General features: G+C 39.4%; 19 protein-coding genes and 1 pseudogene. 8 read left to right on the top strand and 12 right to left on the bottom strand.

Annotated features, from left to right (window positions below):
• The first annotated feature begins 47 nt into the window (after window positions 1–47).
• Together elbB and HWV00_RS05860 are read left to right on the top strand one after the other, a co-directional pair.
• Entirely contained in the window at window positions 48–698 is a 651-nt protein-coding gene (elbB, locus tag HWV00_RS05865; protein ID WP_211685193.1) for an isoprenoid biosynthesis glyoxalase ElbB, read from the top strand.
• 994 nt (window positions 699–1,692) lie between these two features.
• Window positions 1,693–2,322, top strand: a complete 630-nt coding sequence (locus HWV00_RS05860) for a PEP-CTERM sorting domain-containing protein (protein WP_211685192.1) — start codon at window positions 1,693–1,695, stop codon at window positions 2,320–2,322.
• A gap of 826 nt (window positions 2,323–3,148) precedes the next feature.
• On the opposite strand, the gene HWV00_RS05855 is transcribed toward HWV00_RS05860, so the two are convergent.
• The 3 genes from HWV00_RS05855 to HWV00_RS05845 all read right to left on the bottom strand — a co-directional run bounded on the left by HWV00_RS05855 (window position 3,149) and on the right by HWV00_RS05845 (window position 5,052).
• On the bottom strand, window positions 3,149–3,475 hold the full coding sequence (locus tag HWV00_RS05855; RefSeq protein WP_211685191.1) for a hypothetical protein: 327 nt from the start codon (window positions 3,473–3,475) through the stop codon (window positions 3,149–3,151).
• Between the two features lie 358 nt (window positions 3,476–3,833).
• Window positions 3,834–4,037, bottom strand: coding sequence for a YaeP family protein (locus tag HWV00_RS05850; RefSeq protein WP_211685190.1), 204 nt, complete (start codon window positions 4,035–4,037; stop codon window positions 3,834–3,836).
• 277 nt (window positions 4,038–4,314) lie between these two features.
• A complete protein-coding gene (locus tag HWV00_RS05845; protein WP_211685189.1) occupies window positions 4,315–5,052 on the bottom strand; it encodes a hypothetical protein in 738 nt (245 codons plus the stop codon).
• Between the two features lie 442 nt (window positions 5,053–5,494).
• On the opposite strand from HWV00_RS05845, the gene HWV00_RS05840 reads away from it, so the two are divergent.
• A complete protein-coding gene (locus HWV00_RS05840) occupies window positions 5,495–6,118 on the top strand; it encodes a heme-binding beta-barrel domain-containing protein (RefSeq protein WP_211685188.1) in 624 nt (207 codons plus the stop codon).
• A 175-nt stretch (window positions 6,119–6,293) separates the two neighbouring features.
• On the opposite strand, the gene HWV00_RS05835 is transcribed toward HWV00_RS05840, so the two are convergent.
• A complete protein-coding gene (locus tag HWV00_RS05835; RefSeq protein ID WP_211685187.1) occupies window positions 6,294–6,917 on the bottom strand; it encodes a hypothetical protein in 624 nt (207 codons plus the stop codon).
• A gap of 338 nt (window positions 6,918–7,255) precedes the next feature.
• Here HWV00_RS05835 and HWV00_RS05830 point away from each other — a divergent pair, with 338 nt between their 5' ends.
• Window positions 7,256–8,095: a delta-class carbonic anhydrase gene (locus tag HWV00_RS05830; RefSeq protein ID WP_211685186.1), complete on the top strand. Its 840-nt coding sequence runs from the start codon at window positions 7,256–7,258 to the stop codon at window positions 8,093–8,095.
• A gap of 558 nt (window positions 8,096–8,653) precedes the next feature.
• Window positions 8,654–10,162, top strand: coding sequence for a peptide MFS transporter (locus tag HWV00_RS05825; protein ID WP_211685185.1), 1,509 nt, complete (start codon window positions 8,654–8,656; stop codon window positions 10,160–10,162).
• A 211-nt stretch (window positions 10,163–10,373) separates the two neighbouring features.
• On the opposite strand, the gene HWV00_RS05820 is transcribed toward HWV00_RS05825, so the two are convergent.
• The 4 genes from HWV00_RS05820 to HWV00_RS05810 all read right to left on the bottom strand — a co-directional run bounded on the left by HWV00_RS05820 (window position 10,374) and on the right by HWV00_RS05810 (window position 13,452).
• Window positions 10,374–10,745 carry a hypothetical protein gene (locus HWV00_RS05820; protein ID WP_211685184.1) on the bottom strand — a complete coding sequence of 124 codons (372 nt, stop codon included), beginning with the start codon at window positions 10,743–10,745 and terminating at the stop codon, window positions 10,374–10,376.
• Window positions 10,746–10,971: 226 nt separating this feature from the next.
• The gene (locus HWV00_RS05815) at window positions 10,972–11,811 is read right to left on the bottom strand and encodes a hypothetical protein (protein ID WP_211685183.1); all 840 of its coding nucleotides are present in this window, start codon (window positions 11,809–11,811) and stop codon (window positions 10,972–10,974) included.
• A 275-nt stretch (window positions 11,812–12,086) separates the two neighbouring features.
• Window positions 12,087–12,221: a hypothetical protein gene (locus HWV00_RS21410; protein WP_255554940.1), complete on the bottom strand. Its 135-nt coding sequence runs from the start codon at window positions 12,219–12,221 to the stop codon at window positions 12,087–12,089.
• Between the two features lie 88 nt (window positions 12,222–12,309).
• The gene (locus HWV00_RS05810) at window positions 12,310–13,452 is read right to left on the bottom strand and encodes an RNA-guided endonuclease TnpB family protein (protein ID WP_211685182.1); all 1,143 of its coding nucleotides are present in this window, start codon (window positions 13,450–13,452) and stop codon (window positions 12,310–12,312) included.
• A gap of 112 nt (window positions 13,453–13,564) precedes the next feature.
• Between HWV00_RS05810 and HWV00_RS05805 the strand changes: the two are divergent.
• Both HWV00_RS05805 and HWV00_RS05800 read left to right on the top strand, forming a co-directional pair.
• Window positions 13,565–14,089 (top strand): annotated as a pseudogene (locus tag HWV00_RS05805) (methyl-accepting chemotaxis protein); the annotation flags it as partial.
• 1,052 nt (window positions 14,090–15,141) lie between these two features.
• Window positions 15,142–15,744, top strand: a complete 603-nt coding sequence (locus HWV00_RS05800) for a PEP-CTERM sorting domain-containing protein (RefSeq protein ID WP_211685181.1) — start codon at window positions 15,142–15,144, stop codon at window positions 15,742–15,744.
• Window positions 15,745–16,028: 284 nt separating this feature from the next.
• On the opposite strand, the gene HWV00_RS05795 is transcribed toward HWV00_RS05800, so the two are convergent.
• Window positions 16,029–16,211 (bottom strand): hypothetical protein, encoded by a 183-nt coding sequence (locus HWV00_RS05795; protein WP_211685180.1) that lies wholly within the window; start codon window positions 16,209–16,211, stop codon window positions 16,029–16,031.
• A gap of 198 nt (window positions 16,212–16,409) precedes the next feature.
• Here HWV00_RS05795 and HWV00_RS05790 point away from each other — a divergent pair, with 198 nt between their 5' ends.
• Window positions 16,410–18,245: an SgrR family transcriptional regulator gene (locus HWV00_RS05790; protein WP_211686374.1), complete on the top strand. Its 1,836-nt coding sequence runs from the start codon at window positions 16,410–16,412 to the stop codon at window positions 18,243–18,245.
• A gap of 57 nt (window positions 18,246–18,302) precedes the next feature.
• Here the strand turns inward: HWV00_RS05790 and HWV00_RS05785 are convergent, their stop codons facing one another.
• The 3 genes from HWV00_RS05785 to fdhF form a co-directional block, all read right to left on the bottom strand.
• The gene (locus HWV00_RS05785) at window positions 18,303–18,854 is read right to left on the bottom strand and encodes a type II secretion system protein (protein WP_255554938.1); all 552 of its coding nucleotides are present in this window, start codon (window positions 18,852–18,854) and stop codon (window positions 18,303–18,305) included.
• A 361-nt stretch (window positions 18,855–19,215) separates the two neighbouring features.
• Window positions 19,216–19,446: a hypothetical protein gene (locus tag HWV00_RS05780; protein WP_211685179.1), complete on the bottom strand. Its 231-nt coding sequence runs from the start codon at window positions 19,444–19,446 to the stop codon at window positions 19,216–19,218.
• Between the two features lie 206 nt (window positions 19,447–19,652).
• Window positions 19,653–23,855 carry a formate dehydrogenase subunit alpha gene (gene fdhF / locus HWV00_RS05775; RefSeq protein WP_211685178.1) on the bottom strand — a complete coding sequence of 1,401 codons (4,203 nt, stop codon included), beginning with the start codon at window positions 23,853–23,855 and terminating at the stop codon, window positions 19,653–19,655.
• Window positions 23,856–23,973 lie beyond the last annotated feature (118 nt).

The following is a 23,973-nucleotide window of genomic DNA, read 5'->3' as shown; positions in this document are numbered from 1 at the left end:
ACGCGTTCAGCGTCTGGTAAACATATGAAAAACCAAAGGATACAATAATGACTAAATTAGCAGTGATATTATCAGGTTCGGGTGTATACGACGGCTCAGAAATAAATGAAGCTGTATTAACCTTGCTGTCGATTGAAGAAAGCAACGCATCATATAGTTGCTTTGCACCAGATATTAATCAAATGCATGTTGTTAATCACCTCACAGGTGAAGTAGCACCAAACGAAGTGCGTAACGTGTTAGTCGAGTCAGCAAGAATTGTAAGAGGTAATGTGCAGCCATTAAGTACATTAAAGGCTGATGACTTCGATGCTTTAATCGTCGTTGGTGGCTTTGGTGTTGCTAAAAATATAAGTGACTTTGCGATTAACGGAGCTACGTTTTCGGTTATTGAAGAATTTATCAATGTGGCGACTGAGTTTAAACTTGCGAAAAAACCAGCTGGTTATATGTGCATCGCACCTGTGTTATTAACGAAAATATATGAAAATGTAACACTCACTATCGGCAGTGATGCAGACACAGCAAATGTCTTAACTACGCTGGGAGCAACACATGAGAATAAAACCGTCGATGATGTATCAATTGACCTCGAAAACAAAGTTGTAACCACACCCGCTTACATGCTTGCAGACAGTCTTTTAGGTGCTAAATCTGGTATCTCTAAGCTTGTTAATTCAGTTATCACGTTGTGCTAGTTAAACATGAAGCGTTATTAACTATCGCTTAATCCGAATAGCTAATCAAAACCAAACTTTAGGGTTCGCCCTTAATTAATTCTTAAAATAGTAATTAGTCGCGCTTGTATTTAGAATACAGCTATCTTATTTAAAAGCATATTCACCAAAATGATACAAAATAACCTTGATCATATATGGTTTTTTAAAAGGTTAAACTATAAGAAATACAACTCTGATATGGTACTTTAATCGAATGCAGTTTTGATTCTGTACATTTTCACCTTTATGTTCAATAGGCCGCATATTGGTGATTTCAAAATAAACCGTAAAGTAAATCGACACCATTAGATTTCCAATAAATATGAAAAACTAATAATATCAATACATTATTTATACCTTCTCTCTATTTTAACTGTAAAATATATCATTATCAGTACTTTATAATGGTAATTCAGCCACAAGCTAAGAGACTACTACGTATTACACATGCTATGTAAATGCAGATAAAAACACCAGCATACTTGAGCAAGTAATTAACTTTTAGCACTTCAAATTCATTATATTGATATGAAATTTTATCGTACCATCGGAATTCGGGATTATTAAAAAAACCAAACATCGGGGGGAGGTAGAGTTACGACAGCTACAATTTATCCGGATGAATGCTAAGCGTCACCCGGATAAATCACTACCAACTTTCAATTAGACACCTGATTTATAAAGGTAAATTTAAACCACACCTAATTTCATAAACTCATTGGACTTACGATATAAGCCTCTGCACATGTGACATGCCCCTGTCGGCAACGACCAACTCAATTAGGTGCACATATAAAATCAAACCTCTTATCATTACTGTCTAAGCGCAGTTGGATGCTAAGTATTTTTTAAAGTAGATGTGTCAGTGAATGTTACATTTCGAACATCTTATTTATTTATCTAACTATTATTTTTATGTTGGAATAGTTATTGCTGTGATTATGGGGTACTTATCAAACGATAGAGAAAAACTATGACATTAATTAAAAATAAAATAGCACAGGCCCTATTATTTACGACTTGCACTTTTTGTTCGGTGCAGGCTAGTGCTGTATTGATCAATTTCGAAGCTGATACAGCAGGTGCCAAAGCTAATGGATTTTCGCCAGTAGGCGATCCTCTAGTAACCTTTACCGACAATGTCGGTTCAGGATTGCAAATTGGTAATTTTGGTGTTCAGGGGAATGGTAATGCTCTAGCTGTATTCTCTGATGGGGATGGAAGTGGTGTTTTTATCAACTTTGCCTCTGATATCATGAACTTATCTCTAAGTTTCGGTAATGACGATCCAAATTATTCTAATCCTGGAGATTTAGCATGGCTGGATTTGTATAAGAATGGAAGTTTGGTGGGACACACTGATGTTCTTTTGAACAGGGATGACATCATGAATCAAACTATCGGTTTTAACGGCCTTAACTTTGACCAAGCATTTTTCGCCTATACCGACGGTTCGGGGAATCCCTTTACTGGTGGAACAGGTACTAACATAGGACTAATCGAAATCATTGATGACATCAACTATACGGTGCCAGAGCCCTCCGCTATGGCTTTTATCGGTCTAGGCTTATTAGGACTTGGATGGTCCCGACGCAAAGCATAAGCCAGTGCTGTTAACTAACAGGCTGCATTTAGCAGATAAGATAAAGTATGCTAAATGCAGATTAATACCATGCCATCACAAAAATGAGCATAACATCTTATTTTTCTATAAATACGTAAATTTATAGTTCTTTAAGCTCGTTATATAAAAGTGGCATTGTGTGGATCATTGCGTATAACGCATGCTATGTGAAGTCTAAATAATCCTGTAGTTCGCTATGTGAATATAGCGAACTAATTAACCCTATATCTATTCAACATACTGAAAGCTAATCCTATCAACTAAACTTCAACGATTCAGACCCTATTTAACATATTGTCACAACACGCCATCCCCAAAGTACACTCACGTAAAATCGTCACCTCAAGGGTTATTTATCGGTGTTCAATTAGCTATTACAGGCTCTTCGGCGATTCGATATTTCTTCGGGATAGTTTCAATCGATTTTCCACCAACTCTTACGGGGTCAAACACAAGAACAGTAAGTCAATTGTAATTGGTGGTAACTCTTGTGCCGGAATTAGTCTCAATTCATTTATAAGCTCTTCTTGGTGATGGAATACATTGCGTAAAGCCTTAAGTGCAACGAACTCATCCCAATCAAAGAAATCAAACTGTTTGGCCTTTGTTAACTTATCATTAAGGCTTTGAATTGTATAATCTAAATACTCTTTCACTTGCAGGTATAATTACATTCATCGGGGCACCTTAAAATTGAGTTACATAGACGTCCGCTTAAGCGGACAAAAATAATTGGCTAAAATTTTGTAGCGAAGCGAAATATAGCTAACTATGTTTTTCCCGTTTTAAAGCGCTTGCTATGTATTTACAACACAACAAATACAGCAGCCCAAAGTGCAAGCATGAGCCAATATTTTTCGATTCTATTTACATGTAATAAGTGTTTCTGTCGAAGTTCATTAACTCCTGGTATGGCAAAACTTCCTGTTTGTTTAAGTAAACCAAATGCTGACTTATGAAACCAATTAACAAATAGAACTGAAACAGTAGGAACTATCAACTTATATTGGGAATCAAAAGATCCAAACTCATATATAGTGAGAACTAAAGGAGTACTAACACCAATAAGCAGAAATACATAGAAGCCAACTAAATTTAAAATTAATTTATATTCTCTTTGTTTACGAGTCACGAACACTCCTTAATTGACACCTAAAATTTGCATAGCAAGACAGTTCGATTACCCAAATTCATTTACCCTAATCAATAACGACTAATCAAATGAAAAATAAGATAAAATATCAATCTGACATTTAAATCTTGTCTGATAAAGTGTGCAGTCCTGTTATTTATTATTCAAGTCTTAAAAATTATTTACAATCCACTATATACAACTGATTCTATTGTCTTTTTATTTTATATCAAAGGAAAAAAGACTTTTACCTGACAAACTGAGACTTAATGCTAGAAACAAATAATATCTTATAGAATCATAATTTATTATTTCAAAAGGCGGCACTTTGGCGGCATAAGAAAAGAGGAATTAAACACTAATCTTCAAAGTTTGAAATAAGTAAGTTTGCTGCGGCAAAGGCGGCTTTGGCGCGCACTTCTTCAGCTAATGATTCATCACCAGCGATATCATTTAACGCTTTAACCGCGCAGCTAATAGCTTCTGGAATATACCCCTGATCACCACTGCCAATTAATGAATACAGTTCACGGACTTTGTCACAACATTGATAAACATTCATGGTAATACCTTATATAAAATAATCACTTAAAAATATGAGACTATTTTATCCTTGGTCATAAATTAATGTCGAGGCTTAAAATAGCCTGATTGGATAGGTGTTGATCTTGGTTAATTCAAGTTCGAATTTAATCACAATTAACGATTTCAATTACCCCTTTAAACCAAAATGTAACTGCGTAACAAGTCCATTTGTTACATATACTTGCATTGATGTTATCAGTGCAACTTGATGGCGAATACAATGTAATGATTGTCTCGCCTCTGTATTCGACAGTTTATAGATTTCGAGGAAATACAGTTGGTTTCACGTTACACTTTTTAAAATAATTCTTAACTGAGCGTTTAAGGCCATCTCTATGCTTGGCTACTTCCACTGTGACCTTGATATGATTGTTAGAGATTTTCATGCTTCCAGCCGTCTTATATGATGGATCATTGGGAATGTTAATTTCAGCTAACAATTCATCTTTACACCTAAGCGCTTGTTTTCTTACGTTAGCTTTTCGATATGCCACCCTTTTAGCCTTAAGCTCTTGCTCTTTTCTGTAGTCTTTTTCTTTTTGTGCTTTGCTATCGACTATTGTCTTGGTTTCAAGCGCTTTCTTTTTAGCTGTTTCCTGCTTTATTAATTGCTCATCTTGGATTTTTTTTGCTCTCTTTTTTTCTTGGTTCTGTTTTAATATTAGATCGGACTTTTTCTTTTCTTCAGTGCGAAGATCACAGTGTAGCGGCGTATACTTCATCCACTTACCGCGTGTATTTTTCATTGTCATAAACTGGTAGCCATTACGCTGTTTTTGCATACCTTTAATGACAATATCCCCTTCAGAGGTTAGCTTGCGAACCTGATTGAGAAAGCTACTGTCTTTCTTATAACAATCCTTTACTTGAACTCTTTGAGACTGAGTAAACCCTTTTGCATAAAGCAGGTCGCCAGCCTGAACATATGTAGATAATGCAACGGCACAAGATGCAATGGCGAGAATAAGGCGAGCTTTCGCTTTGTTTTTCATTTCTATAAAATCCTAGTCAGGGCGCAATACAAATAGTGAGTAAAGCCTAATGATAATAAGTGCTTATTATGACAGGCATGACCTTGATGAGAAATGGTTATCCATTGTTGAGCGTCTAAGCTTGAGCAATACCGAACAAAGTTGCAGATTTTAAGTAATTTATTTTAATGACTGTTCGCATAGAAATACTTCTCTCTCGTTGAATGACATAAATATTCTGATTGTAATATCGACTATTTACCCCCTCCGCTTAAGGCTTCAAAAGGTTTTAACAATCAAACTAATCGGCCAAACTTATCAAGTTAATTCAATAACTTACAAATAACCACAAAGTGTAATAAACACAAATCATGTTTGTTCTAGATCAACATCCCTCCTAAGTTAACCAACTATATTAGCCGCAGAAAATAACATCGAATTGGATTAATCGAGGATAAAAACCATGAACAAACTACTTGTACTTAGCCTAGCAACAGCAATGTCTTTTCCAGCAATGGCAAATGAAAATATAATTAACGGAATGGACTTTGGTCCGCTTGCTCAACTTGTTGGCACTTGGGAAACAATGGAAGGAGCGGGTGTTGATGTTGCACCTGCGAAAATCGGTTCTGAGCAAGGAGCAGGCTCTCTTGCAGTAAGTCCTTTTTTCGAAACGATGACGTTTGAAGCTGCGGCAGATGCTGAGAATGCAAGTGATCAATACTTAGTGGCTTTATATTACAAACAAGAAGTATTTAGAAAATCTGATGGTTCTAAATTCCATGATCAACGTGGTTATTTTATCTATGATGCTAAGAATCAAATGGTCTATAACTCATTTTGTGTACCACGTACTACCTGTGTTACCGCAGAAGGCCCAGCTGGTAAAACAATGACACTAACTGCACCTGCACGAGGAATAGCTGAAGGCGCATATATGACAGAAAAAGCCTCAACAACGGGCTTTAGCATGAACATCAAAATTGAAGAAAATAAACTAACTTATTCACAAAATACGATGTTAAACATTTACGGTCAGTCAATGTCTCATGCCGATAGCAGTACACTAATCAAAATAACAAAATAACAAAATAACAAAATAATTTAACCACAAGTTAAACGTGAATAAAGCTACCGTGCATAACAGTGTTATGTAGGTAGCTTTATACCAATCAGGGCTTTACACCCGTTAAACTCTTACTTTACTGCTCGTCCTATTCATTAAATATGATTAACGAAGTCATGCTCTACGCTTAAATATTTCATCGTGGCCGACCTACGATTGCATAATATTCATTTAACTCTTTCAAATACTTTTTCAATTCTTCAGGCGTACTAAAACTTTCAGGCCGACTCGGTGGTGCTAAAGATGTATTAAAGCTCTCAACCTTAGGTTCTGAAGCAGCATTTACAGGGTCATCATTCAGAGACTCGGTACCATGGTTTTGTGATACTAGCTCGTAGGTAACCCAACCCGATGAGTTACTATCCGGCGTACTATCTTCAGCATACCCCTCATTTCCTGGAACCCAACAAAACCCAGACTTATCCGCACACACTTTCGTTACCTTAAAAAAACTACCTTGTACGAACTGTCCCTTAGAAGCCGTTTTTTCAGCAAAAGAAGATTTCCCCATATCTTTAGCGACAGCCTTAGCCGACGTATCACCGCTATCGTTATCGTACGCATAGGTCCATCTAACCCTCTCGCTTTGTATCAATCTTGCAGAAGGATCTTTAAACCATAAATGCGGACAACGCATCTCACTATTGGGACCACATTTAAACATGCCTATTTTCACCTCGGCACTGGCATCATTTGCAGCAAAACTCCCCGCGCTGAAAAGTGGTAAAGAAGAAAGTAAGAGTGCGTTATATAATTTCATTGTGTACTGTCCTTATTCACATATTAATTATCAATCCACAGTACCATCGATAGCTATTTTGCTTCATGAACTACATTCAAAGTCCCTACTAACATTCTTATGTTGTGATTAATACGCGATAAGTAATTTAATATTTATGAAGTATGTTCAGTTTATTTCCATCTAGATTAGCCTGATATTTCTCCCCCAATCTCTTAGATATAATAATTAATATCCATGCCAGAATTACCACTAACAGGTCTGACCTTAGGTGACGCTGCAATACTGTTATCGTATCTAATTCTTTGAATTTATATCGTTTATATCACTTATAACTACGCCCATAAAAAGAGAACTATATGAGAAACAAAATTTTAGCGTTATGTATAACAGCAGTATTTCTGCCAGCTTTAGCGAATGCAGCAGTCACAGATAAAGTCATAGAAAAGCAACGAAGTGAACTCGCCGCTAATAGCCAAGGTAAAGGGTTTGGCCCGCAATCACCACGAGATATCGACACACTTCAAGGTACAAACAAACGACTATTTTCCCTTGCTCCCGCGTCTACAAAAATGAACCTCTGTAATATTCATATCCACAAGAATGCAGAACACAAAGGCGGTGAATTCACTCAGTATGCAGGCAATGGTGACGGACATGGATATCAAAGCGGTTATGAATACTCAGGTAAATTAACCCCACAAGAATTATCACCTTTTCAGCATAAAGTCGGTACCAGCAAACACGATAGCCTTTCCTCGGGCGATACGATTGAAGCGCACTACGTCTACTCAACGGCTCAAGTAGAACCCGGTGCCACTTTAGGCGCGTGTCTTAGCGATGCAAACAACAACCCTCAGTTAAGAGTAGAAACCCAAGTTTACGTATTAGTGAACGACACTAAGGCGATGAATTTTGTCGAGCTAACTAAACTCGGTATGATTAATGGGTTTCATCAGGCGGTTAACATTCCAAACAATACAGGTACACCGATACAGTATGCGGGATCAACCACAGGGCCAAGTTATAACGAAGTATCATCGCCATTTCAGGTTAGTTGGAGCGTTCGCCCACAAGTCATGAAAGTAGATATAAGCAGTGTTGATGTGTGGCTAAAGGATAATGATTTTGATGAAGATCATGCTCACGGCGTCAGAAACTTAGTCATCAACCCTGCTCTATTATCTAATAATCAATAACTTATTATGTAGCGTTAAGTTACTTATGGTACAAAATTGAACTGCTTATGATACAGAGTTGAATTACTTATAGTATGAAAGTTAAGTCACTTATGGCGTAAGCACTAAATAAACCTGTAGTTCGCTATGTCGATCTAGCGAACTCATTACCACTATATCGTTTAACGCTTTTTCCATACCCTATAGCGTCTCAAATATCCCTCCGCTTATCACAGCCAATTAATGAATACAGCTCACGACAAAAAGCGACGAAAAGTACCAACCAGAAAAAATGAGAGTAATTATCCTAGAAATAATGACATAGATCATAGGATCTTGAACAAGCTAAAATAGAACTAAAATTTGATACCCCCGTATCAATATCAAACATGACGGGTGGTATACTTCGCTCAAATACACATCTATAACAGTTAGTTACACTCAACACAGTAACAATATTAAACAGCGCGTTGAACGTGACAATCCACAAACTTTATCCAGATGTTTGTATTGATAAATAGATAGTGCCTCACAGATAAGGCACAGCCTACACAATCAAGTCCATACTTGGAGAGCAATATGCAAGACCATAATTCACGATTTCCCACCATTTCTAAAGTCCTTTTCTTACGGCAATTTCTTTGGGGCGCAGCCTTCTACGGAACGTTCGTACTCTTAACTAAATTCTTTTTAATTGACTTAAATTACAGTGAAGCAGACACCATTATGATGATGGGTGCTTTCGGTGCTGTTGGTCCGGTTTTCTCGGCCGTTGGTGGGTTTGTTGCTGACAAATATATTGGTGCTTTTCGCGCGGTCTATATTGGCTACGCTGCTTATTTAGTTGGTTTTGTATTATTAGGTATTGGTGCAAGCCATCTCAATATACCGCTAAGTATCTTTTCAATTGCATTAATCGGTTACGCTCGTGGTTTATCTGCGACTTGCCCGACTGTTCTTTTAGGTAACTCCTATTCAGAAACCAATCGAGGGGCATTTCAACAGGGCCTGACAATAAACTACTCCATCAATAATCTTGGGTCTTTTTCTGCTAAGTATTTATTCCCTTTTTTAATCGCTTACCTTGCATATCAAGGCGTTTTCTTTGTGTCTGGTCTACTGATGGCTTGTAACTTGATCTTGTTTTTCAAGTTTCGCAGAGAGCTTGCAGATGTGGGTAACAATTTAGACAAAACACCTTTGCCACTCATGACATGGGCACTCTTTATTGCTGGTTCAGCAGCGGCTCTGGGATTAATATTTTGGATTTTCTCAAACCTAGATATCGGTAAATACATTCTTTACTCTCTCGGCTTTGGGGCAATTGGCTACTTCATTTATGAAATATCGAGAGCAACTCGCGCTTATCAATTCAAAATGACCGCAGTACTGATCATTGTTTGTATTCTAATTGTTTTCTACTTTTTCTATGGCCAAATGTTCACATCAATGAACCTGTATTCCATTAATTTGATGGGCGGTACACTACTTGGTTTCATCCCTATTTTTCCTGAATCTAATATGGCGTTCAACCCATTATGGTGTTTTGTTTTGGGTGGACCAATGATCCAAATATACGCTTGGTTAGACCGCAAAGGCTATTCTCCGACGATCCCAACGAAGATCGCAGGTGCATTCGTTCTAAGTGCTATCGCCTTTACACTATTAGGATTGTCGTCAGAAAATATAGGGCCTGATGGTAAAATATCAGCAAACTGGATCCTATTAGTACACTTCTTCCAAGCGGGTGCAGAGGTCATTGTAGGTGCATTAGGGGCTGGTTTTATCTTCGAGATGGTACCTCGTCATTTAGCAGCGTTCTCTATTGGTTTACGTGCAGTGGCAATTTCGTTAAGTGGTATTTTAGCCGCTGTGATTGCAACTAAAATTGCCTTGCCTAAAGACATAATATTCACGCCAGAAGTTGTCGAAGCCGTCTATACAAGTTACTTCTATATGTTAGCCCAAATTGCAGCATTCATGTCGATTTTAACCTTCGCGTTATCACGCTTTATTCAAGGATTGCTTGCACGCGGAGAAGCACTTGAAGCAGAAGAAAATGCAGGAAAAGAAGCACTGTTGAACTAAGTGATTAAAGTCATGATTGTAATGATGAATAACGTATATTTAGCATTGCGTATTTAAACGAATAAGGCGAGCATTGATTTATTATCGTGCTCGCCTTTTCGTTGTCAGCGTTAATGTTCAGCGCGTGAAGTAACTCAATTAGCTTCTGGAATAAAGCTCGATTACCACAGCACATTTTAATCTACATGCCTTGGTTAATATTCCTCTAAATTCAGAAACAAATAAAAGAACAATTAATTGGGCCTTGGCTTGCTGATACCTCTAGAATAATCCTTTTCTCTTCTACGGTGGCAGTACATAGTCCTTGGCCTTTACTGAAATCAATACCTGTAAGCGTACAATATTTAAATTTATCTTCTGGGAGTTGTGCTAAGCACTGATATCTATCACTTTTATTCTTTGTCATCGTGATGCTTTTCATTATTAACTTTCGCTGTTGTTCACTACCATCAAAAAACTCGCATGAACTAGCTTCATTGTCGCTTGTTAAATTCAGCATTACACTGGATGACTCCTCACTAGAAAATGCTGAAAATGAAAATAATATAAATGAAGCGATAAAGTACTTAACTTGCTTTCCCATAATCCGTCCTTTGATATCGATATAGTAAGTTACATTTTATTAAATAGTCTTAATCAACATAACACCATGAATAATTCACTCAATTAAAGCTACTCAATTAGAGTTACTTAGACACATTATAGTTATGTATTGCGATTAATGACTTTTCAATCCATTAACTCTCGATATATCTCACAAAGTTCTCATCGAAGATAAAGTCGTTGTTCATATTACATTTGTACTGAAACTATAACGCTAACTTAAGATCCAAGTACTTCTTAATGATGATATCGATACGGATCCAATTGCTGTTCGGCTGCGATCTCGACACTTTATAGTGACTGCGCTGATCAAGGGTTGAAAACTCCGCTCTTTCTAATTCTTTTAGCCCGCCTTTGTAACCAACGAATATCTCTTCACTGGCGATAAGTTCAGGTAACGTCTTAAGTAATTCCTCAATATTAGCGACGAGGCGATAATCATTATTACTCTTACTTAGCTCTTTTTCACTTCTTTTAACTGCATTTTCAATGATCTTAAAGCAATAATCAATATTGCTTTGATAACCCTCACCTAATGCACCTCGTAATATATCAATCACGCCAGACCAGGTTAATAGCAACACGTCAGGCAACAAATTATCCTTGTCTCGCACTTTATTAACTGTCAACAAAGCATACTTAATCTCGCACTCACGATATTGCGTTTCGCTGAGTACCAAATCAATTGCTTCACGCTGTTTAGAGACTTGTGCATCAAGATCTTCTACCGTTGGCGCAGTAAAGAACTTCGCCTCGATAACAAGAATACGCTTGTCCCATCTTAGAAATAGATCGGGAACAGCCATACGCCCTTCGTGTGCAAATATTGACTCTATATTTTTATTCGCCTTGGCACCGTCTCTTAAAGGATCAAGCTCAGTCACGATTTCGATATCAGTTGAAAGCGAATCAGCAGGGACAATATCAAGGTCTTTGAACAGCGCTTTTAGCCCTGCAAATTCATTCACCATTAATAGGTGTGACAGTAAGGTCGCAGAAAAATAACGCTCACTTCGAGCGGTTTCATCAAATCTAATTTTAGACATCTGTTTTCTCTTATTTTGCGTAGCATTTATGTGGGGGTAGCAAGGAATATTACCTCACTATTAACAACCCCACCTTATACCTATTTATAGGTGCAACAAAGTTAAATTCAGGAATTATTCAATGAAATATGCAATTAATAGAAAACAGCATAATACGATATAGAATAGTTACTTATAACTAAAAGGGTATGGTTAACGACGACTAAGTTGTAACGGTGTCGTGGTTGAAAAACACTCAACACGATATTCAATATCAATTCAGCAAACAGTAAGGCTCAAAATGCACTCCAAACAGCAACAAGTACCCAAGTCGCAAACGATGACGCACAAGCATCAAAAGTGACGGTTACCGAAGCATCAAATAGTGTCATGTCATTAGTGTCTGAAATGAATGATACAGCGAAAAGCATACAAGCAATGAATGAAGGCAGTGACTACTCACCGCCCTATCGGGCGATGCTTCTTATTTCGTTAGCTAATGCTCGATAGTATCGAGTCTTACGCAGCTTCCATAAGCAGAAACGACTGTCCAGCCGCTTTTAATTCTAGAATACCTTTGTCACGGATATTAAGAGCGGCATTTAGATCCCGATCTATATCCGTAGTGCCACAAGAGGGGCAATCCCACTTCCGAACCGATAAATCCATTTCTTTCATTTTGTAACCGCAACAGTTGCACGTCTTAGAGCTGGCATACCATTGATCGAGCTTAACAAGGTGTTTACCTTTCTCTTTCAACTTATACTCCAACTTAACGACAAAGCTATGCCATGAGGCATCCGCTATGTGTTTAGCCAGTTTGCGGTTTTTCATCATATTGGCTGATTTCAATGTCTCTATAATCACAGCGTGGTTTTTGTCTACGAGTGTTCGAGATAGTTTATGTTGAAAATCAGCACGAGAATTCGCTGTCTTTTCATGACACTTAACGACAAGCAAACGAGCTTTAGCTCGGTTTGCACTGCCTTTTACCTTACGCGAAAGCTGCTTCTGTTTACGCCTGAGGTTTTTCTCAGCACGCTTTACAAATCGCGGGTTAGCCTCTTTCTTGCCATTCGACTGAATGGCAAAGTGTGATAACCCCAAATCAATACCAGTAACTTTATTAACAGAGTGGAGCAGATTAGGTACTTCAATACCATCATCCACAAGAATGGACGCATAGAACTTGCCCGTTTTACTCAAACTGAGCGTAATGCTTTTAACCTTGCCAATGATTTCACGATGGATATTAGCCTCGATTGGCTTCATCTTTGGCAGTTTAATAGCACTATCAAGCACTTTAACACCGACGCAGTGATAGCTAGATTGCTTTCCATGTCTGCGTTTAAAGGTTGGGTATTTGGCTTTCAACTTTGGATTGAAGAAGTTGTCAAAAGCAGTGTGCAAGTTGATAACGGATTGCTGCAATGCGATTGAATCGTACTGCTTTAACCAGTGATATTTTCGGGATTTCTTAGCGACAGCAAGCAGTGGCTTGATGTCCTTTCTAGGGTTCAGTGTCACACCATGCTTGCGGTACATATGAGACTTTAAATGTAGAGCTTTATTATACGCAAAGCGCACAGCGCCAAACTGAGCTATTAAAAACTCAGTTTGGTCGGCTGTAGGGTAAATGCGTACTTTGGTGGCTCTTAACATAATAAACCTCTGTATATATGTACAGCATTATAACACAGAATAACAAAGATCAAAGTGCTATACACTTTCGCCTTGTATCCCCGCCATATCAGGGTTTACGGCGTCAACAGCTAAGAATATAGCCACGGTATTAGAAGTGATTGGTGGTATTGCAGACCAAACAAACTTGTTAGCACTGAACGCCGCGATTGAAGCTGCGAGAGCGGGTGAACAAGGGCGTGGTTTTGCAGTTGTGGCTGATGAAGTGCGTTCTTTAGCTGCTTTAACCCAAGACAGTACAGCCAAAATTAATGATATGTTGCAAAGCCTCACTGTTCGAGCTGACTCAGCCGTTTCAGCAATGCACAATACGACAGAGAGCTGTCAAAAAGTGTCGGAAAACACATCATTAGTCACAAATAGCCTAGACAGTATGACGGGGTCTATCGTTGAAATTAACGATTTAAGCGCTCAAATCGCAACCGCGTCAGAAGAACAAAGTTCGGTGACAGAAGAAATAAACCGAAATATGCATACCATTCAAGAAATGGTGCAGGAGTTAAGCAAAAACGGTCAAGAAACAAAGATAAGCGTAAAAAACCTAACCGGAGAAAACGACACACTGGCCGCATTGGTTGCTCGCTTTAAATTAAGCTAACAAAAACGAGCATGATATAAAGAAGTTATCTCATTATCATGCTCGTCTTGTTTAAATATTTCATCGTGGCCGACCTACGATTGCATAATGTTCGTTTAACTCTTTCAAATACTTTTGCCGCTCTTTTGGCGTGCTAAAACTGTCAGGCCTACTCGGTGGCGCTAAAAATGAACTAAAGCTCTCACTGTTAGTCTTCTATTCTTTCTATGGACATATTCCCATACGAGATAGTAATCGCACTTTCGGTTGCAGACAAGATACCAATAACGATAATCTAGATCGTAAATTCTATGAGTATAAAACTTTTCTTTTTCATTCTGACCATTCTTATATTATTTCATCAGTAAGTGAACTCTAGCTTAACCATTCCATAATAAATCAGAATGTTTCGTCAACTTTATTTTCGTGTAAACGGCTTAAATGGAAAGAAAAACGGGAAACATTGGAGTGTCAGGTAAACAAATAATATCATCTCAGCATTTGTGTTCTATCACTGGTTTTATCACTGGTTTTATCATGGATATTCTAAATGGGTCGAAACATTTTACTATATTATATTTAAACAATACGCGTAGCCCCGCGACACCTACAGTATTATAAATCAATATCTTAACCTACCAATTTAAATAGCCTCGATATAAATAATATCGTTTCACCTGTAAAAATAGCATTTTCACCGTCGAAAATATTGACACTTAATACTTCCCTGCTCGCTCAAGATAAAGATAAAGATAAAGATAAAGATAAAGATAAAGATAAAGATAAAATTATCCTAGCTAAACCTGAACAATAAAATAAAGTTATAAAATAATTGCTTTACTACTTATACAAAAATATATAATTAATTGATTATTAATAACTAAGTTTACATCACAGCTATATTTTCATAATTAACTGGTTATTCTAAATGCTACAGAGCAGCGTTATATAAAATTCGGCATCATTTTTGCTCTTGTTGTAACTGTAGGATTAGATATCGATACTGCTTTATTTACTGCTGGTGTCACAACTCGACACATTTTCTTAATATAGTTTGAGAAGGACAGTTAAAAATGAAAAAAATAACTTTATTGACCACAGGAGCAATGAGCCTATTGCTCGCAACAACAGCAAGCGCACATATGGTTTCGATCGGCTTTGAAAACTCAGGCCCAGGCTCTGTAAATTTTTGGGGCGGTAACTATTCTCACGGCTCACCAGGTAACGTACCTTTAGAAGGTAGTATGACGCTTGAAGGTATCAATGGGACTCTATTTGCAGCAACGACCTTACCATTCAATATGAATACTCTAGTGAAACCAGCAGGATTAATTGACGGTATCACAAATTTCTTTGTTACAGGTAACGCTAACCAAGCAGGGAATCCTCTGTCGAATGACGATACAGCATACCTTGCAATATGTCCCGGATGTGGACCAGTTACAGCGTGGCAAGGGGTTACTTTTAATGGGCTAACCGCGGGTGATTATCAGTTTACCTACGTACCACAAGCTAACCCTACTTTTGATTGGAGACCGTGGAATGACAGTTTATCGAGTACATTAACACTGGCTGGTACAGTCGTTAATCCTGTCCCAGAACCTAGTATGTTTGGACTGCTCGGTTTAGGACTAGTACTACTGGGTATTCAACGTAGAAAACGTCAAACGGTATAAGCTCTTATTGAGCATTAACAAAATAGCCGTTTCACACGGCTTTTTGATGTTTCAAACTGAAGTAAAAATGATCATCGCACCTAAAAGGCACCTTATAGGTTTACAGCATCACCCGTCCTACGAGTGACCATCAGATCACTCTCAGAAAAGAAGAGCTGAAACATTTAGTTTGATTCTCGTATCTATCATTAATTTGGCATTAAATAAGTGAGCATAAAAGTTATTAATATCTTCCAAATCGTTATACCAACCTGTATGTTCAATGCACATTACCACCCCTCACCTTACTTATCTTCAATATCCTCAAATGTCATTAACGCATTCATGCTAAGAATGGCTTCGACTTCAACAACACAGTTTGTTTTCTGCAACCGAGACTGATAATACTCAGCAAGTGTATTGCTTGATCCATTTCCAGATGAAGTGTCTGATATATTCAATAAAATGTTTTTGATAGTCTCTAGCATGTTTATTCCTCTGTCTGCTTCTTATGTTGTGGTTTAAGCCTTGGTTATTTGCTTAAACGATGAGGTAAGTATCACTTAATAATAGGAAGTGAAAAACAGAGTTAATTATATTGTTTACTTCCGCATTAAGTCGTAATCTTGGCTTTGATGTCTTTCAAATTCTGTTTATGCACTAAACGAGGAAGTTACGGTGATAATATGCTGCCTATTTTGAACAATGATAAAAAAATACTGTATTTCTCTCGGTTAAGTAAGCTAGGTGTTAAGCAAGAAATAGCGATTACCCTGCATGCAGTGGCCGAGGTTATGTTTACCAGCACTCGACATTGCCGCACCTTGTTAAATGAAATGCGAGATTTAGGCTGGTTAGAATGGACACCGAAAGCGGGACGTAACCAACGCTCTCAGCTCTATCTGATTTATACTGTCGATGAACTGAAAGCAGAACTGGCGCAAAAGATGATCGCGGTCGGAAAATATGAAAAAGCACTGGCCCTTATCGAACACGACCAAGTGTTATTTGGACAATTACTGCAAAACACATCCGGCGCAACCCAGCGTGAAGGCCGCTTACACATTCAACTGACTTATACGCGCTCTTTCTCTGCTCTACTTCCACATATCGCATTAAGAAACAGCGAACGCTTCCTGTTACGTCAGGTTTATTGCTGCTTGGTACAATGTGATAAAAATGGCATTATCAGCCCCCAACTTGCCCATCATTGGGTTTACAACGCAGAGTTACAACGCTGGCGCTTTTATCTTCGCCCTGCGCTGACCTTCCATGACGGAAGTACCATTAATGCCGAGAAGATAGCTGAATTATTTAATTGCCTAAAACAACTTCCAACCTACCAGATTGAACTGGCGCATGTTACCCAGATATCAGCGGTCAACCCGCTCTGTATTGATATTCAATTAGATCAACCAGACCCTGGGTTTGCCGGACTAATTGCAGATGTGAAATATTCGATTCAGCCGCCCCTTCAACTTCAATCGCAACTTCAATCGCAACTAAAGTCTCAACTGCATTCACAGCTTAAAGCAACAACAGCCATCATCGGCAGTGGCGCATTTCGAGTACAGGAGCACACACAGCAGTATTTGCGATTGCAGGCATACGATAACTATTATGGCCATCGTGCTCTAACCGATACAGTGACAATTTGGCAAGTTGCCACGCGACACTCCAGCTTACCGTGTACAACCGAGATACAGGCTAACGTGGTACATAAAACCAGTCAGATCCGTTCAAACTATGGTGCAACTAACCTTGTTCAAGAAACAGATAAACTTGTTTCAGATGTTGAAAGTGATCAAAAAAGTAGAATTGAATATGGCTGCTTGCTGGCAATGATAAACAGTAAATCCAAGCTTTCGCTATTGCAGCGTAAATACCTGAGCCAACTACTTGCAGCGGATAAATTAATGGCTGAATTAGCTAAATCAGCGAATCCGATTGAAGCAATTCCAGCATATAACCTACTGTCTAGCTGGTTAAAAGTCATTTCGGTAGGGGCTACAGAACAACCTTTGCCAAGTAAACTGACTATCGCCATATTCGAGCACCATACTCTAAAAGAATGCGCGCAGGCGATGGTCGCTTTACTTGAACAAACAGGAATCGAGTGTGAGGTTAACGTTTATTCCTTTGAAGAATTAGTGCAAAAGGCCAGTGCTAATACGCTGATAGAAGATCTTATCTTGATTAGTCTGGATTTAGACGACAACCTACCGACCTCGGTATTTCACTGGATGTTATCTAACGCCATATTAAATCAAAGCCTGTCTGCAGAAGCGAGTGACTGGTTGCAAACAAAGTTAATCAGTATTCGCCAACAGCAGTCTTTAACAAACTATCTTGCCGAGTTGGAATCGATTAGCACAGCCATGATCACCGAGCACTGGCTCATCCCTATGCTGCATCATAAGCAGACCTTGTATTTTCAAGGAGTGCTAAAAGGTGTGTCAATAAATGTGTGGGGTTGGCCAGAAATACAAGATGTTTGGTCGGAAGAATTTCTTGAGGTTTAATACGAATATATGATGATCATGTATCTTATACAAAGTGCTGTATAAGATACTTACTGCTTAATCACATTTCACTATTTCAATTAATGGTTTCTTAGGTTCTTGATCATAACTCGTATATTTCACATAACATTTATCGTCGATCAAGACTGGGTAATTATTTGCCAACCTTTTAGCATTGCTGGTTGGCGTGACTAGCACAACTGCCCCACCCCATATTTTTGTCCATTCAACTAAAGCGAAACTGTCATTATCTTCAACAATTCCGATACCATTGACTAAATATTTTAGCGTTAATGTATCTGCAACCGGATAGCCATAATCAAAAGAACACCACACGCATCCTTCGTAGAACGCAGCTGACTCTTTATAACTTAGCGCAGCTTGGTCTTCTATTCCTGCAATTGCCATATTCCCATAAGAGATATTAATCGCACTTTCGATTGCCCCTTTTAAGCCAACTAATGATGCGTTTTTTGCATCGTTTTCAATATTGATAAATCGAGGAATTGCCGTTGCACCTAAGATAGCGATTACGATAATCAAAAGCGTTAATTCTATGAGTGTAAAACCTTTATTTTTCATTCTGACCATTTTAAGATTATTTAACATTACGGAACATCTCGTGATCGATGCCTACATCGATGAGAATATTATGTTAGCTTAATCTTAGTGTAAACGGCTTAAATGTAAGTACATGTAATGGCAGCATTAACATCACAAAACGGATATAACATAACGAAGTAAACTAGCCTTAGAATACAATAAATGCTCTGATTGTCCGCGATAAGATACAGTCAGTGTTAACAGGCTGTAGTCATGGCATAAGAACAAGTATCCCCAGTTCTTTTAATCAAAAATTGTCTTTTTATGTACGTTCGAAAGTGATTAATCAGATGCCAGAACAGCGACAAACATGGCTAATACAATCAAATACCGAGTTGTTTCTTTCATAATTTACAATTCCCTTTTGTTATTGTTTTTGCTCACTTTCACGTTTAACCAGCACAAAAGTCAGGTACATTTTTGTTGGTAACGAGAACGCAAACCCTAAGGCAATACAACCCGCACTAATCATAATGCCCGTTACACCATGTTGCTGGGTAAAATCCGTGTACGACAATAAATAATGACCAAATAATATGAGTGAAATACCGATAACAATAAATACTTTCAAAATACGAATAAGCTTTTTATCTGTCATATCAATACAACCATCATTGATTCAATTGCCAATACCCCTATTGTTCAACTAAGCGAGTATGAGCACAATGATCTAGCACAAACAGTATCACAATATAGGTAGTAGCTGCGTATTTCTTTCACAAAAAAGCCATCAAAGGTTACCCTTGATGGCTTTATAACGTATTAGATTAACGAATTAAATCCGTTAATCTCATCTAACTAACCCTACATCTTGGCTTCTTCAGGTTGTTTCTCTGCAACTCCATTTGCGTTCGACGCCATTGTGGCCACCAGCGACTTTTCAATTTTCACTGCTGCAACCTTAAACTCTGGGATCTTAGCATGTGGATCTGTCGCAGTTGTCGTCAATCGGTTCGCTGGTGACTCTGCAAAATGGAATGGCACAAACACCACGCCCTCTTGCATTCGCTTCGTCACAAACGCAGGTGTATCAATGCTACCTCGACGTGTCGACACTGTCAGCATTTCACCATTACGCACACCTAATCGCTCTGCATCAGCCACCGAGATCATCGCACGCGGACCAGCTAAGTTGTCTAAACCTTTGGTTTTACGTGTCATGGTGCCGGTATGGAACTGCTCTAGTAAACGGCCAGTGGTCAGAATCAACGGGTACTCATCATCCGGTAATTCAGCCGCATAACGGAACGGAATTGCAGCCATCTCGCCTTTACCACGGGTAAACTGTTCAGTATGCATCACGCGTGTGCCTTTATCTGCGCCATCAGCACAAGGCCATTGCACACCATCTTTACCTACACGATCCCAATGGATACCAGCATATTGCGGTGTCAGCTGGGTGATCTCTTTCGTAATATCACGTACAGATTTATATACCCAATCACTGCCCATCGCATTAGCAATATCTTGAATAATCACCCAGTCTTCTTTCGCTTCACCCGGAGGATTAACCGCTGGCGAAATACGTTGAACACGACGTTCTGTATTAGTGAAGTGGCCCGATTTTTCAGCAAATGAACATGAAGGTAATACCACATCCGCATATTGTGCCGTTTCTGTTAAGAAAATATCTTGTACTAACAGGAAGTCCAGCTTCTCAATGCCTTCAATCACATGGGCTTGATTTGGATCACTCAGTACCGGGTTTTCTCCCATGACGTACAGACATTTCACTTCATCATGACACGCTGCATCAATGATTTCGGTGAGCGTTAACCCAGACTCTTTTGGCAAGTTAGGTTTATTCCACGCTTTCGCAAATTTGGCATGAATCTCTGGCGTATATACTTTCTGATAGCCGGGGAAATTATTTGGCAATGCCCCCATGTCACAAGCACCTTGCACGTTAGATTGACCACGTAACGGGTTAATGCCGCCACCTTCAATTCCGATGTTGCCACACAACATTTGCAAGTTAGCAACAGAACGTACATTGTCATGTCCTGTGGTATGTTGCGTAATACCCATCGAGTAATACACCGCGGTTCGCTCCGCTGTACCGATCATTTCAGCCATTTTAATCACATCTTGAGCTTTCACGCCCGTGATCAGTTCGACTTTGTCCGGAGCATAATTGTCTGACATAACCTCCGCTTTTAACGCATCAAATCCTTCAGTACGATTTGCGATATAAGCTTTATCATGCCAATCGTTCTTAATAATTTGCTGCATGATGCCGTTCATCAACATCACATCAGTACCCGGACGGTGCGCAACATACAATTCGGAATGATCAGCAATATCAATGCGTTTTGGATCAGCAACAATCAAACGTGCTTTACCGTGACGGATCGCGTTTTTGATGTGCGATGCAATGATGGGATGCGCAGAGGTTGTATCAGAACCAATAATAAACACCACATCCGAATGTTGAATACTCGGAATATCGTTGGTCATTGCACCACTGCCAATGGATGCTTCTAGACCTGTCACCGTTGATGCGTGACACAAACGAGCACAGTGATCGACATTGTTGGTTTCTAATTCACGACGAATGAATTTTTGAAATGCGAAGTTATCTTCATTGGTTGTTTTCGCAGACGAGAATCCCGCCAAAGCATTACCACCATGCTGCGTTTTGATGGCATTAAATTTAGTCGCCACCAGCGACAGAGCCTCTTCCCAACTTGCAGGTTGTAACTCACCATTTTTACGGATTAATGGCGTGGTAAGACGTTCTTTACTGCTAACAAAGTCAAAACCAAAACGCCCTTTCACACACAGCATACCTTGATTAACCGGTGAATCTTTGGCACCTTGCACATAACGGATCTTATTCTGTGATTCATCAACGAACATCGTCAACTTACAACCCACACCACAATAAGTACAAATGGTATCGACAGGTTTTAGCATTTCAATACGACCTTGTGATTTATCACGACTATCGACCAATGCACCCGTCGGGCAAACTTGCACACATGTACCGCATTGCACACAGTTAGAATCCCCCATGCTAAACCCGTTTTCAAAACCAGGTCGGCATTGAGGACTAGCAGCTGAGGTGCCATCATCATTTTTCATGAAGCCAAGTACACCATGAACAGCTTTCTCGTTACAGGCATCGACACACTGCCCACAGCTAATACAACGGTTCGCATCAAACACGATAAATTCTGAACTGTTATCTACGACAAACTTCTGGCAACCTTCTTGACTGACTTCTGTATCAGCAACGGTATACTCTGTCGCATAATCTCGTAATTTACAGTCGGTATTGGCTTGGCAGGCACACTCTAAACAACGAGCGGCTTCGCGCACTGCCTCGTCATTGCTAAAGCCAGTTTCCACTTCATCAAAACTTAACTCACGTTCTTGTGTGCTTAACTCTGGCATGACAGAGCGCATGACTTGTTTAATACCTTCGAACTGCGCTGAATCGACCTGCTTTAATTTACGGGCCTTTTGCGCGTTAAATTGTTTAACCGGAATGTTTTCCATATCGCCATCGAAATAACGGTCAATCGCTTCTGCGGCAATACGACCATCCGCTACCGCTTCGATTGCTGTGGCAGGCCCACGACGAAAATCACCAATACTAAAGACATTACCAACACCCGAGTGCATGGTTTCAGGGTGGGCATCTTGAGTATTCCAACGCGTGAGTGGTAGGTCTAAGGTTTCTTTGTCCATGAAGCTTAAGTCAGGCTTTTGCGATACCGCAGCAATCACAGTATCAAAGGCTTCGATAAAGAACTCCCCTGTTTTTTCTGGACGGCGACGGCCCGATGCATCGGGTTCACCCAAAGCCATTTTCTCTAGTTTAACTTCGCATACACGGCCGTTTTCATTCGCGATGTTTTCGACTGGGTTCGTCAGGAAGTGGAATTTAACCCCTTCATGTTCAGCTTCTAAAATTTCATAATCTTCAGCTGGCATTTCAGCACGGGTTCGACGATAAATCAAAGTCGTATCAGCACCATCACGTACTGCCGTTCGCGCACAATCAATAGCGGTATTACCACCACCAATTACCGCTACTTTTTTACCTGTCGTGTAGTGGCCATCAGTAACGTAATCTTTAAGGTAATCGACACCTAAATAGCAACCGTCAAAGTCACTACCCGTATATTGCATATCAACCGCTTGCGACGCACCAACCGCCAAACATACTGCATCGTAGTCCTCAGTCAGTTGTGTCAGTGTAAAATCACGCCCCAATTTTTTATTGGTCAGCAACTGCATGCCGTTACGACACATGATCTCGATTTCTTTATCAAGAATGGCTTTCGGTAAGCGATATTCAGGAATGCCATATCGTAGCCAACCACCTGCATCAGGCATAGATTCGAATACGGTAACATCATAGCCTTCGTTAGTAAGGTAATAACCACAGGTCAAGCCACCCGGCCCACTACCGACCACCGCTATCGATTCACCTTTTGTCGGTTTCTTCGGCGGCACGTATTGTTCTTGCGAGTCCAGATCGATATCAGCAGAATGTCGTTTTAATTGGCGAATGGCTAATGGCTCATCGACGAGGCCACGACGACATTCTGTTTCACAAAATGCAGGGCAAACACGACCAATAGACAGCGGCATCGGCAGCGTGCGCTTAATCACTTCAACGGCTTTAGCATGGTCGTTTTGAGATATATGATAAAGGTAAGATTGAATATCGACACCAGCAGGACACGCTGTCTGACAAGGTGCTTCACAATCGGCATAGTGATCAGAAAGAATGCGGTTTAACGATTTTTGACGCAGTGCAGACAAGGCTTCAGATGCAGTTGTCACAGCCATCCCCTCTACAGGATTTATTTCACACGCGCGTTTAATACCTTGCCCTGCAATATCGACGACACAAAGGTCGCAAGGAATTTTCTCGCCACCTTTATTCAATCCACACAATGATGGAATTTCAACATTACAGTTTGTTGCCGCTTCAAGTAAGGTTTGATGCGCATTGACGGGAAATGCTTGCCCGTTGAACATGACATTTATCATTGATTGCCTCTTTAAAGTTCTCTGCACTGCATCATTTTAATTGTCGAACTCAATCATATTTCGCTATGCTGCTAGATCTACGATCAAACACGTTTTATTCTTCGCGTTAAGCGAATGG

Source organism: Moritella sp. 24, assembly GCF_018219155.1.
Classification (GTDB): domain Bacteria; phylum Pseudomonadota; class Gammaproteobacteria; order Enterobacterales; family Moritellaceae; genus Moritella.
This window is presented reverse-complemented; position numbering and strand designations above follow the sequence as displayed.

What these genes read in the sequence shown, in the direction of transcription:
- HWV00_RS05835 (WP_211685187.1), bottom strand. Translation starts at nt 6,917, where the DNA reads ATGAAATTATATAACGCACTCTTACTTTCTTCTTTACCACTTTTCAGC.
- HWV00_RS05815 (WP_211685183.1), bottom strand. Translation starts at nt 11,811, where the DNA reads ATGTCTAAAATTAGATTTGATGAAACCGCTCGAAGTGAGCGTTATTTT.
- elbB (WP_211685193.1), top strand. Translation starts at nt 48, where the DNA reads ATGACTAAATTAGCAGTGATATTATCAGGTTCGGGTGTATACGACGGC.
- HWV00_RS05810 (WP_211685182.1), bottom strand. Translation starts at nt 13,452, where the DNA reads ATGTTAAGAGCCACCAAAGTACGCATTTACCCTACAGCCGACCAAACT.
- HWV00_RS05830 (WP_211685186.1), top strand. Translation starts at nt 7,256, where the DNA reads ATGAGAAACAAAATTTTAGCGTTATGTATAACAGCAGTATTTCTGCCA.
- HWV00_RS05795 (WP_211685180.1), bottom strand. Translation starts at nt 16,211, where the DNA reads ATGCTAGAGACTATCAAAAACATTTTATTGAATATATCAGACACTTCA.
- fdhF (WP_211685178.1), bottom strand. Translation starts at nt 23,855, where the DNA reads ATGATAAATGTCATGTTCAACGGGCAAGCATTTCCCGTCAATGCGCAT.
- HWV00_RS05785 (WP_255554938.1), bottom strand. Translation starts at nt 18,854, where the DNA reads ATGTTAAATAATCTTAAAATGGTCAGAATGAAAAATAAAGGTTTTACA.
- HWV00_RS05850 (WP_211685190.1), bottom strand. Translation starts at nt 4,037, where the DNA reads ATGAATGTTTATCAATGTTGTGACAAAGTCCGTGAACTGTATTCATTA.
- HWV00_RS05780 (WP_211685179.1), bottom strand. Translation starts at nt 19,446, where the DNA reads ATGACAGATAAAAAGCTTATTCGTATTTTGAAAGTATTTATTGTTATC.
- HWV00_RS05790 (WP_211686374.1), top strand. Translation starts at nt 16,410, where the DNA reads ATGCTGCCTATTTTGAACAATGATAAAAAAATACTGTATTTCTCTCGG.
- HWV00_RS05800 (WP_211685181.1), top strand. Translation starts at nt 15,142, where the DNA reads ATGAAAAAAATAACTTTATTGACCACAGGAGCAATGAGCCTATTGCTC.
- HWV00_RS05845 (WP_211685189.1), bottom strand. Translation starts at nt 5,052, where the DNA reads ATGAAAAACAAAGCGAAAGCTCGCCTTATTCTCGCCATTGCATCTTGT.
- HWV00_RS05840 (WP_211685188.1), top strand. Translation starts at nt 5,495, where the DNA reads ATGAACAAACTACTTGTACTTAGCCTAGCAACAGCAATGTCTTTTCCA.
- HWV00_RS05825 (WP_211685185.1), top strand. Translation starts at nt 8,654, where the DNA reads ATGCAAGACCATAATTCACGATTTCCCACCATTTCTAAAGTCCTTTTC.
- HWV00_RS05820 (WP_211685184.1), bottom strand. Translation starts at nt 10,745, where the DNA reads ATGGGAAAGCAAGTTAAGTACTTTATCGCTTCATTTATATTATTTTCA.
- HWV00_RS21410 (WP_255554940.1), bottom strand. Translation starts at nt 12,221, where the DNA reads ATGCTTTTCGCTGTATCATTCATTTCAGACACTAATGACATGACACTA.
- HWV00_RS05860 (WP_211685192.1), top strand. Translation starts at nt 1,693, where the DNA reads ATGACATTAATTAAAAATAAAATAGCACAGGCCCTATTATTTACGACT.